The sequence below is a fragment of the Sphingomonas sp. Leaf339 genome, assembly GCF_001426195.1.
Classification (GTDB): domain Bacteria; phylum Pseudomonadota; class Alphaproteobacteria; order Sphingomonadales; family Sphingomonadaceae; genus Sphingomonas.
The window spans coordinates 1-10,628 of the sequence record NZ_LMRS01000017.1 but is presented as its reverse complement, the minus strand read 5'-3'; the positions used below and the strand labels follow the sequence as shown (position 1 = coordinate 10,628).

Annotated in this window: 7 protein-coding genes and 1 pseudogene; 6 read left to right on the top strand and 2 right to left on the bottom strand. The window is 61.4% G+C overall.

The features are described from left to right. Window positions 1-220 precede the first annotated feature (220 nt). A complete protein-coding gene (locus ASG67_RS10105; RefSeq protein WP_056529380.1) occupies window positions 221-664 on the bottom strand; it encodes a Crp/Fnr family transcriptional regulator in 444 nt (147 codons plus the stop codon). A 186-nt stretch (window positions 665-850) separates the two neighbouring features. On the opposite strand from ASG67_RS10105, the pseudogene ASG67_RS10100 reads away from it, so the two are divergent. Then, a pseudogene (locus ASG67_RS10100) lies at window positions 851-1,201 on the top strand (transposase); the annotation flags it as partial. A gap of 195 nt (window positions 1,202-1,396) precedes the next feature. Here ASG67_RS10100 and ASG67_RS10095 read toward each other — a convergent pair. Next, window positions 1,397-2,170, bottom strand: coding sequence for a FadR/GntR family transcriptional regulator (locus ASG67_RS10095; protein WP_235535153.1), 774 nt, complete (start codon window positions 2,168-2,170; stop codon window positions 1,397-1,399). A gap of 134 nt (window positions 2,171-2,304) precedes the next feature. Here ASG67_RS10095 and ASG67_RS10090 point away from each other — a divergent pair, with 134 nt between their 5' ends. Genes ASG67_RS10090 through ASG67_RS10070 form a run of 5 tightly spaced genes read left to right on the top strand, consistent with a single transcriptional unit; the run spans window position 2,305 to window position 10,060 of the window. Then, window positions 2,305-5,028, top strand: a complete 2,724-nt coding sequence (locus ASG67_RS10090) for a TonB-dependent receptor (RefSeq protein ID WP_082543445.1) — start codon at window positions 2,305-2,307, stop codon at window positions 5,026-5,028. A 29-nt stretch (window positions 5,029-5,057) separates the two neighbouring features. Next, window positions 5,058-6,740, top strand: coding sequence for a GH39 family glycosyl hydrolase (locus tag ASG67_RS10085; protein WP_056529373.1), 1,683 nt, complete (start codon window positions 5,058-5,060; stop codon window positions 6,738-6,740). After that, complete coding sequence (locus tag ASG67_RS10080) at window positions 6,730-8,022, top strand: MFS transporter (protein WP_056529370.1); 1,293 nt, start codon at window positions 6,730-6,732, stop codon at window positions 8,020-8,022. Before ASG67_RS10085 ends, ASG67_RS10080 begins: the two co-directional genes overlap by 11 nt. Next, a complete protein-coding gene (locus tag ASG67_RS10075) occupies window positions 8,019-9,197 on the top strand; it encodes an L-rhamnonate dehydratase (RefSeq protein WP_056529367.1) in 1,179 nt (392 codons plus the stop codon). The genes ASG67_RS10080 and ASG67_RS10075 overlap by 4 nt, the downstream gene beginning before the upstream one ends. Further along, window positions 9,194-10,060, top strand: a complete 867-nt coding sequence (locus ASG67_RS10070; protein WP_082543444.1) for an NAD(P)-dependent oxidoreductase — start codon at window positions 9,194-9,196, stop codon at window positions 10,058-10,060. Before ASG67_RS10075 ends, ASG67_RS10070 begins: the two co-directional genes overlap by 4 nt. Window positions 10,061-10,628: the final 568 nt, after the last annotated feature.

The following is a 10,628-nucleotide window of genomic DNA, read 5'->3' as shown; positions in this document are numbered from 1 at the left end:
CAATCGAAACCGCATGCACTCGGCCCTCGGGTATCTCACGCCCGAACAGGCCGAGCAGCGCATGACCAGCTAACCCAGCGTGTCCGCCGAGTCAGGGAAAGATCACATGTTACCTTTTGCTAAAATTAAATGCCGGAAGCGGCTGCTGAATGAATGTCTGAAGTTGGAAAGCAGGGAAGGGCGCATGAATGACCGCATGTGGGTCACCTAGCGCGAGGCCTTAGCGGTTCCGGTCCATCTGTAGGAGGCGGGCATAGTCCTGCTCTGGTTGGCCATATGTATCGCCCGCCAGGGCCATAAGCTTTGTCCGATCGTGGACCAGAATCTTGGCCCGGACTGCCCGGATCGCATGCTCCTCTTCTAGCCGATGAAGTGCGTCCGTAACGCTGCTACGGCGAACGCCGAGCATCAGACGGAACTCCTCATGCGTCATGCAGATCTCGTCGGCCTGGACACGGTCGTGGTAGAGCAGGATCCACCGGGCCATGCGGCGTTCGATCGAATGCGCCAGCGATGACACGACGGTCCGGCCCATCTGCAACATGAACACGTGCGCGAAGCGGAGCAGTGTCATGCGCAGCGTACCCAAGGCCAGAAGCTGCCGTTCGATCAGCTCGAACGCTGCGGTGCAGTCGTAGTCGCTAGACTGCCTCGCCCCTTTCATACCGGGAGAGCCCTGAGGGAGCTCTCCCGATAGCGGATCAGACAGTCCCGACGATCTTGCCAATCTGCTCATTGGACTCGAGGAAGCGAGTCGCTTCCTGAATGTGTTTGAACGGGAATATCCTGAGCTGCCCCCTTCTGAGCGGTCCATCGACTATGAGAGTCTGGATCAAGGAAGGGACGACGAATGCCTGCCAAGAAGCACAGGTCCGAAGAGATCATTGGGAAGCTGCGTGAAGTTGAAATCGTCCTGGGCCAGGGCGGACGACAGCCGAGGCATGTCGGCGGATCGCGGTCAGCGAGCAAACATACATCCGCTGGCGGAAGGAATATGGTGGCCTGAAGGCGGATCAGGCTCGTCGGATGAAGGATCTGGAGAAGGAGAACCTTCGGCTGCGCCGTGCGATCTCGGACCTGACACTGGACAAGCTGATCGGCACGAGGCGGCGCGGAGAAACTTCTGAGCCCCGCACGGCGGCGGCGACGCATCGACCAGGTGCGAGAGGTGCTGGAGGTATGCTCACGGACCTTGCCGCGACGAATTATACGGAGGCTGAGGCTGCATGATCCATCTCCGTTGCACCCTGGCGCGGGATTGCGCCGCCAGTGTGCAACGGCTTGAACATCGCCGCCGGCTTTTGATCGAGCCGATGAACGAATGGTCGGTTTCGGGACGCTGCAAAGAGCCTTTGTATGTCGTCTTGTGGGTCCTCTGGGGGAATACGCGCGATCGCTATTCCGTCATCAGCCCTGTGTCTGCAAAGGCGTTTTCAATCAGCATGGCCATTGCCTCACGCGCGCGCGCCGCATCTGCGTTGATGAACGCATCGTAGACGGCGCGGTGGTCAGGCATGGGGTCGCGTGATTGCTGCTGCTCGTCCCGGGCGAAGCGAGTCGTCCACTCAATAGCGGCGGCGATTGAACTGGATAGCGTCATTAGCGGCTCGTTGCGGGTCGCATCGAGGATAAGAAGGTGGAACGCTTTGTCCGCCGCGCGTCCGGCGACGCTCAATAGTCCGTGCTCGCCCATTTCCTCCAGTGCATGGCCCATGCGGGCAAGTTGCCGGCTGTCGCGACGCACCGCCGCCAGTGCAGCGGCCGATGGCTCGACGATGCTGCGCAATTCAAAAATGCTGCGGATGAACGCAGTATCGGGACCGCTTTCGAACATCCATCCCAGCACATCGAGATCGAGGAGACTCCAGCGCGATCGGTCGTTGACCCGCGTACTGCTCTTGAGCCTGCTGTGCACCAAGCCCTTTGCCGCGAGCACGCGAATCGCCTCGCGATATGCGCCGCGCGACACGTTGCTCTCGACGCTGAACCGCTCCTCGCTCTGAAGGGCGGTGCCGGGCGGCAACTGTCCGCTGACGATCGCGACACCGAGATCATGTACGATGCCGCCTCGAATACCGCTGGGTCGATCGGGGCTGAAGCGTGGCGTTGTGGCGGAAGAAGCGGCAGAGTCCATAACGGCGACGTGACCTCCAATTCCATATCCGGTCAAGTCATCTTCGTTCTGGTACGAGTAGATTAGTTGATCGGTACGATTTCACTTGCGCGCCCTCTCAGATTACACTTATTCTGGTAGGACCAGATAAGAGGCGTTGGTTACAGGCGCTTGGTAAGAGGGGATGTCCGATGACGTTAGCGCTGGCTTGTTTTCATGCTTCTTCGATCGCGTTGGCCGCCGCTCAGGCGCTGCCGTCCGCGCCACCGGCGGTGTCACCGACCGTCGATCCCCTACCGCCGGTGTCGGATTCGCTTGGCCGCGGCGAGGAGGAGACCGCGTCGGCCCCCGACATCGTTGTCACTGGCGTCCGCGCCAGTCTGTCCTCGGCGCAGTCGATTAAGCGCAATGCGCAGCAGATCGTCGATTCAGTCGTCGCAGAGGACATCGGCAAGCTGCCCGACAACAATGTCGTCGAAGCGTTGCAGCGGGTTCCGGGTGTGCAGGTCGCCCCACGGTTTCGCGGTGAGTCGGGCACAGTGCTGATCCGCGGCCTACCCGACGTCGTCACCGTGATAAACGGTCGTAACATCTTCAGCACCACCGGGCGTTCGCTATCGCTGGCCGATGTGCCAGCCGACCTCGTCGCCGGCATCGACATCTATAAATCACGCTCGGCGGACCAGATTGAGGGCGGGATCGCCGGCCTGATCAATGTGCGCACGCGGCGGCCCTTTGACTTCAAGGGCGCGCGCTTCGCGGTAGCGGCGCGGCAGGTCTATAGTGAGCAGCCTGATACGATCGATCCCTATGCCAGCATGCTTCTTTCGAACCGTTGGTCGACTGGCGTCGGAGAGATCGGTGCGCTCGTCTCCGTTTCGTTCCACCAAACGCGATACCGTGACGAAACAATCTTCAATGGCGGCTATTTTGGCTACAACGCCGACAATAGTCTGGCACGTTACACGCCAGGGGTACCGCTCGACCCGCGCGGCACCAATCCCGCTGAGCCACGGGTGTTTCGCAGTGACGTGATCGGCGGCATCGACACGGTCGGCAAGCGCGAAAGGCCTGCAGTCAACGCATCGCTGCAATGGGCACCCAGCGAGGAGCTGACACTGTTTGCCGACGGCCTGTTTTATGGCTTTCGTGATCGCGGCAATGCCGATCAGAACTTCACCTCAATGAACGGCTCACTGCTTGCGCCGCTGACCTTCTATGAGGACACCAAGTTGGTCGACCGGCTGAGTGTCGCCAACAATCGCGTCGCCAACTATGGTATCTCGTACCAAAATAAGGCCGATCGATATCAGGGCGCCTTTGGCGGAGAATGGAAGCGCGATGGCTGGTCGATCGCGTCTGAGGTGTCGTACACCCGGTCGGAGGCGACCGACCGTACTAACATTCTTGACATCGACTTCATTGCCCGGCGCACCGACGGGTTCTTCGATCGGTCGATTGGCACGCCGACCTTCACACTGCCATTCGACGATGTCTTGGACCGGTCCAAATACTCGCTGGCGCGACTGAACCTGACCCGCACCGAGGCGCTGGGGGAGGAATACACCTGGCGCGGCGACGTGCGATACAGGCAGCCGCTGTGGATCTTCACAGAGCTCGCCGCCGGCGCGCGAATAAACCGGCGCGACGCAACTTCGCGTTCGTTCGTCCAGAATGTGAATTGCTCGGCGACCGGGGCGGTCCGCTGCTACGCCGTGCGGGCGGATTCGATCCCCGGGCTCCTAAGCGAGAAGCCCGGCAACTTCTTCGAAGGCACGCGCCCTTTCATCCGCTCGTGGATATCGCCCTCGACCGACGTCCTGCTCGATAATGTCGATGTGCTGCGACAGCGTTTCGGTCTGGCCGCAGGCGACCCGGCGTTTCAGGATACCCGCTTCTTCGACATCAAGGAAAACAGCTACGCCGGGTACGGTCAGGCGAGCTTTGAGATCGGCCAGTTCGACGGTCAGGCTGGTGTAAGGGTCGTAAAGGTCGATAACGTCTCTAACGCGTTTCGCGCGGTGCGTACTGCGGTAGAGCCGGTCAGGATCGCCAGCAGCACAACCGACGTGCTGCCCAACATCGCGCTGCGTTACAAGTTAACCGACAAGCTGTTCCTACGCGCGGCGGCTAGCCGGACGATCACGCGTCCCAGCTTCGCGCAACTGAACCCTGCGCTTACGCTGACCCCCCCAGTTCCCGGCCAGCAGCCCTTCGGTCGCGGCAGCAGCGGGAATGCCGAACTGCAACCAGTAAAGTCGACCAATTACGACCTGGCAGTCGAATGGTATATTGACCGATCGAGTGCGATCACCGCCACCTTCTTTCACCGCAAAGTGAGCGGCTTTATCCAGTCGGTGACGAGCAACTTCGAGATCGACTATCTCGGCTTAGACAACGGCACCTACCAGATTTCCCGTCCCGAGAATTCAGGTTCAGGCAAGCTGACCGGAATCGAGGGTGGCTTCACCTTCTTCCCCAATTTCCTCTCGGGCGTCGGTATCAGTGCCAACGGCACATACATCGACGGCAAGAACCGCGCACTGGCGCCACTCCCCGGCGTGACCGGCTTCCTGACGCTGCCCTTCGCCAACGTATCGAAGTATTCGGCGACCGGCACCCTCATCTATGAAAAGAACGGCCTGTCTGCGCGCGCTTCGTACGTATGGCGCGACAGCTACAGCACGGGGCTGCACTTCACCGGGGTCAACCCGAACGATTTCCGCAATAGCCCGGTCGAGAACCTCGACGTGTCGATCGCGTACGATATCAACCCGCAGTTCACGATCGTGTTTGACGCGACCAACATCACCAAGAATGTCTTCCAGACCTATTTCGGCGATGCGACGGTCTATCCACGCGATACGGTACTGTTCACGCGAACCTTCGCTATTGGCTTTCGCGCTCGCCTGTGATGCCCAGACCCGCCGCAAAGGAAGCGCTTATGATCCGCCATTTCGCCACCGCTACCGCCACGGTCGCCGCCGTATTCGCGAGCATGCCTGCCGCAGGACAGGCGCAGGCGCCTGCTCGCTCAGTAACGATCACGGTCGATGCGCGAAAGGCGGTGGGCGCGCTGCCGCCGGCCTGGCGTTTCTTCGGCGCAGACGAGCCGAATTACGCGACCATGAAAGACGGGCGAAAGCTGCTCGTCGAACTTGGCAAGCTGAAACATGGCGAGGTGTTCTTTCGTGCTCATAACCTGCTGAGCAGCGGCGACGGCACGCCTGCCTTCAAATGGGGTAGCACTAATGCCTATCGAGAAGGTGGCGACGGCAAGCCGATCTATGACTGGACGATCGTCGACAACATTATCGACACCTATCTCGCACGAGGCATACGGCCCTATCTGCAGATAGGTTTTATGCCCGAGGCGCTATCGAGTGCGCCCAAGGGCACACCTTATCAGCATCTCTGGCGGCCGGGCTTCGCATATAATCTGATCGCGACCGCCTGGACATATCCGCCCACCAGTTACGATAAATGGGCCGACCTGATCTATCAGTGGACACGCCACAACGTCGAGAAATACGGCCGCGACGAGGTCAACCGCTGGTATTTCGAAGTTTGGAACGAACCCGACTCAAAATTCTATTGGCAGGCGAGTCCTGACGAGTTCAACAAGCTCCATGATTTCGCCGTGCACGCCGTGCGGCGGGCGCTGCCGAGTGCGCGGGTCGGTGGGCCTGATGTCGCTACCGCAGATGGGTTCATGGACGGGTTCTTACGTCATGTGACGTCCGAGCGTAACTATGCAACAGGCGAGATCGGGACGCCGACCGACTTCCTTTCTTTCCATGCCAAAGGTTCACCTCGCTTCGTTGATGGGCATGTGCGGATGGGCATCGCCACGCATCTGCGCAATGTCGATAATGGTTTTACCAAGATCGCTGATTTCACGGCTCTCGCCTCCAAGCCGATCGTCATCGGCGAAAGCGACCCAGAAGGATGCGCCGCCTGTCCGGGTCCGCAGAATGCCTATCGTAACGGCACCATGTATTCGAGCTACACCGCGGCTAGCTTTGCAAGGATCTGGGATTTGGCAGCCAAGCGGCGCGTGAACCTCGATGGTATCCTGTCCTGGTCATTCGAGTTCGAAGACCAGCCTTGGTTCGCCGGGTACCGGCAGCTATCAACCAACGGCGTCGATCTGCCTGTGCTCAACGTGTTCCGCCTATTCGCCCAACTCGGCCCCGAGCGGATCGCAGCGACGAGCGATGCGCAGGTTTCCCTCGACGCCATCGTGAAGGATGGGGTGCGGGGCGAGGCTGATGTCGGTACATTAGCGACGCGGACAACCGATGGTCGCGTTGCAGTGCTGATGTGGCACTATCATGATGACGACGTCGCCGGGCCTGATGCCGCGATCCAGCTGACGATCGCGAACGCCAAAGGGCGCGCTGCCAAGCTGTGGCGGGTTGATCGCGATCATGCCAACTCCTTCGCTGCATGGCAGCGCATGGGGTCGCCCCAGTCGCCGGATGCCAAGCAATATGCCGAGCTCGAGGCCGCATCAGCGATGCGCCCCGAAGAGGTGGCACCGGCCACAGCCCCGCGTGACGGACGGCGTTTTGCCGTGACGCTGCCTCGCCAAGGCGTGGCACTGCTGGTGCTCGATGCCCAGTGACGTGCTGCCCAGTGATGCGCGGTCCGGTAAGGCGATCCGCCTTCCCGGCCGCTGGGGTGTCGCGCTGCTGATCGCGACAGCGATCGCGATCAGCTACCTTGATCGGCAGACGCTGCCTTGGGCAATCAAGTTTATCGAACAAGACATCCCAATCGGAAACCAAACCAAGGCCTTTTTGGACAGCGCGTTTCTCGCTACATACGGTCTGATGTATCTGGGCGGCGGCTGGCTGCTCGATCGGATCGGTACCCGTCGTGGGTTCCTGATCATCATGATATTTTGGTCGCTGGCCTGCGCCAGTCATGGCCTAGCGGGCGGCGTGATTGCGCTCGCCGCCAGCCGGCTACTACTTGGCGTAGGAGAAGGAGGCGGCTTCCCCGCGGCGACGCGCGCGATTGCCGAGTGGTTCGGCCCTCGCGACCGGGCCGCGGCGATCGGACTGGTCAATGCCGGTACCGCGGTCGGCGCGGTGATTGCACCGCCTCTGATCGCGCTGATACTCGCCGATGCCAACTGGCTAGGGATGGCGAGTTGGCGATGGGTATTCTTCCTGACCGGCGCGATGGGGCTGGTATGGGCTGGTTGGTGGTTCGCCAGCTACCAACTGCCGCGCCATTCCGCCCCGGTGGAGGCGGAGGTCGAGGCGCCTGCGCTGACACTGCGGGCGCTGCTTGCTCGGCGCGAGGTACGAGGCGTCGTCGGCGCCAAATTCCTCAGCGACGGGGCATGGTATTTCTATCTTTTTTGGTTGCCAAAGTATCTGTTCGAGGCGCACGCCTTTGACCTGAAACAGGCCGCCACGATCGGCTGGATCCCCTATGCCGCCTCGGGGGTCGGTAGCCTGCTAGGCGGTTGGCTGTCGAGCCGGCTGCTGGCCCGCGGTCGTTCGGTCAACGCGGCGCGCAAGATTGCGCTGGGAATCAGCGCGGCGATGATGCCTTGGGTGATGCTGGTGCCCGTTACCAGCTCGATCCCGGCCGTCATCCTCCTTTTCAGCCTCGCCTTTTTCGGACAGCAAAGCTGGTCGACGCTGGTCATGACTCTGCCCACTGACTTGGTTCCGCGCAGTGTGCTCGGTCGGTTGGCAGGACTGGTCGGGATGGGCGGCGCGTTCGGCGGTATCGTCATGGGGCAGGCAGCGGGCTGGGCGCTTGATGCCGGGCTTGGCTACGGACCGGTGCTGACCGTCGCTGCACTTCTCCATGTCGCCGCTTTCGCACTGATCTGCCTCACCATCCCCGTCATCCGCCCCATCAATTTCTCTCGAAAGGTCCATCCGTGAAAATTACCGAAGTGCGCACCCGCGTCGTGCAGTGGCGCGGCGAGACGCAGCCGCTGCCCCCGCATTTCTGCACCAACCCAATGGACCTCGTGTCGCCGATGATGACGCGTGACACGATGGGCACGTTTACCTTTCATGGCTGGCTGATCGTGGAGATATTCACCGACAACGGGCTGGTCGGGATAGGCAATGCGGCGCTTTCACCGCTCGTCACCAAGCAGCTGATCGACCAGTATCTGACGCCGCTGCTGATCGGGCAGAACCCGTGGGATACCGAGCTTTTGTGGCAACACATGTACCGCAAGACAATGGCATTCGGGCGCAAAGGCGTCGCAATGGTTGCGATCTCCGCAATCGACATTGCCTTATGGGATCTGATGGGAAAGGCGGCGAAACAGCCCTGCTACCGCCTGATGGGCGGGCGGACGAAGGCGCGCATTCCAGTCTATGCCAGCCGGCTTTACTCGATCGGTCTTGACGATCTCGCCACAGAGGCCAAGCGTTATAAGGATGAGGGTTATGGCGCGGTTAAGCTGCGGTTTGGCTGGGGCCCAATCGATGGCGCTGAGGGGATGGCGCGCAACGTCGAGCTTGTCCGCACCGTGCGCGAGGCGGTGGGCGATGAGGTCGATGTAATGGCCGATGCCTATATGGGCTGGAGCCTCGACTATGCAAAGCGGATGATGCGCCTGATCGAGCCGTTCAACCTGCGCTGGTTGGAAGAGGCAATCATTCCCGATGACGTTCATGGCTATCATGAGCTCCGCCGTTTCGGCACCACGCCGATTGCAGCGGGCGAGCATGAGTTCACCAGTTATGGCTTTCGCCAGCTCATCGAGGCGCGCGCGCTTGATTATATTCAGTTCGATACCAACCGTGTCGGCGGCATCACTGCGGCGCGCAAAATCCAGGCGCTGGCAGAGGCCTATTCGATCCCCGTCGTTCCGCATGCCGGACAGATGCACAACTACCATGTTGTGATGGCCAGTCTCAATTCGCCGATTGCGGAGTTCTTTCCACCTGTTGATGTAGAAGTCGGCAACGAGTTGTTCTGGTACATCTTCAAGGGCGAACCGATGGCGAAAGACGGCTATGTCGACCTCGACGACGATGTGCCGGGCCTGGGCCTGAGCATCGACGAGGAAGCCCTGAACAGGTTCGAGGTGACACAATGACGGTCCGGAAAGTGGCAATGCTCGGGCTTGGCATCATGGGCGGGGGCATGGCGCGTCAGCTGCTGGATGCGGGGTTTGAGCTGACGGTCTGGAACCGGTCGCCCGGCAAGAGCGACGCCTTGGTAGCGGCAGGTGCGAGGCTTGCCGACAGTCCGGCGGCGGCGGTACGCGAGGTCGACGTCGCGGTTGCGATGCTAGCCAGCGACGACGCCTCGCGCGCGGTATGGCTGGACGGCGGGACGCTCGGCGCGCTGCGACCTGGAGCGATCCTGATCGAGGCGAGTACGCTAACAATCGACTGGGTGCGCACGCTGGCGGCCGCCGCGGCGGAGGCGGGAATCGGCTTTCTCGATGCGCCGGTCACAGGCAGCAAGGCGCAGGCTGCATCGGGCCAACTTCGCTTTCTGGTCGGCGGCGATGCCGACGTGGCGGCCGCCGCGTCTCCGGTACTGGCAGCGATGGGCGGCGAGACGGTTCATCTGGGCTCGACCGGCAGCGGCACAATATTAAAGCTGGTCAACAACTTCCTTTGCGGCGTCCAGGTCGCGAGCCTGGCCGAGGCGGTGGCGATGATTGAACGCAGCGGGCTCGACGTCGAGCGATCGGTCGCGCTGCTGGCGAGCGGCGCGCCGGGAAGCCCGTTAGTCGGCGCGGTGTCGCGCCGGATGGTGGACCGTGCATACCAGCCGCAATTCCTGGTGCCGCTGATGGCAAAGGATCTGTCATATGCCGAGGCGGCGTTTGCGGGGCAGGGGATCGACCTGCCCAGTTCCGCAGCAGCACGCGCCAGGTTTGAAGCCGCGGCGGCGGATCATGCCGAGCGCGATATCGCGGCGGTGGTTGAGAGCATTCGCAGCTCTTGAGCGGAAGCTTTGCACCGGTCCCGTGGCTTGCGAAGCTGCTGGCGGAAGGTCCTCTGATAGATGAACTGCGGCGAGGCGGCGTTCCGGCTACATCCCGGAGCGCCGTCTGATCGCTTCAGACGATCCTGAACCCTGAGCTGCTGCCGGTCCGATGGACACGGGGTTAAGCTTTCTGCGGATGACCGCGGCGAAGCGCGGCCATCCGCTAGCCGCCACGTCATGCCTTGGTTTCGCGGATGGCCGTCGTTCGCTGACATGAACGAAGGTCGGAAGTAGGGAAGCGGACAGGGTGCTATGAATGACCAGGTATGGGTCTCGGCAGCCGCTGGCGGCTTGATCGCCGCCTGACCAAGCTCGTCTGCCCCTAAGGCCGTTCGCATCCTGGAACTAGCTGCTTTAAGAGGCTCGAAGCCTTTCCATTTCCCCGTGTCCACCAGCCCATGTCGGGGAAGTGTATGCGAAGTCGGGTTTAGGGAAAGCGGTTTACGATGGTGAACGGTCGCGTGGTAAGCACGGGCGGCATACCAGTGAGAGGGCAGTAATGACGGACGCCACAAACGTAATTGCC

What these genes read in the sequence shown, in the direction of transcription:
- ASG67_RS10090 (WP_082543445.1), top strand. Translation starts at nt 2,305, where the DNA reads ATGACGTTAGCGCTGGCTTGTTTTCATGCTTCTTCGATCGCGTTGGCC.
- ASG67_RS10070 (WP_082543444.1), top strand. Translation starts at nt 9,194, where the DNA reads ATGACGGTCCGGAAAGTGGCAATGCTCGGGCTTGGCATCATGGGCGGG.
- ASG67_RS10080 (WP_056529370.1), top strand. Translation starts at nt 6,730, where the DNA reads ATGCCCAGTGACGTGCTGCCCAGTGATGCGCGGTCCGGTAAGGCGATC.
- ASG67_RS10105 (WP_056529380.1), bottom strand. Translation starts at nt 664, where the DNA reads ATGAAAGGGGCGAGGCAGTCTAGCGACTACGACTGCACCGCAGCGTTC.
- ASG67_RS10085 (WP_056529373.1), top strand. Translation starts at nt 5,058, where the DNA reads ATGATCCGCCATTTCGCCACCGCTACCGCCACGGTCGCCGCCGTATTC.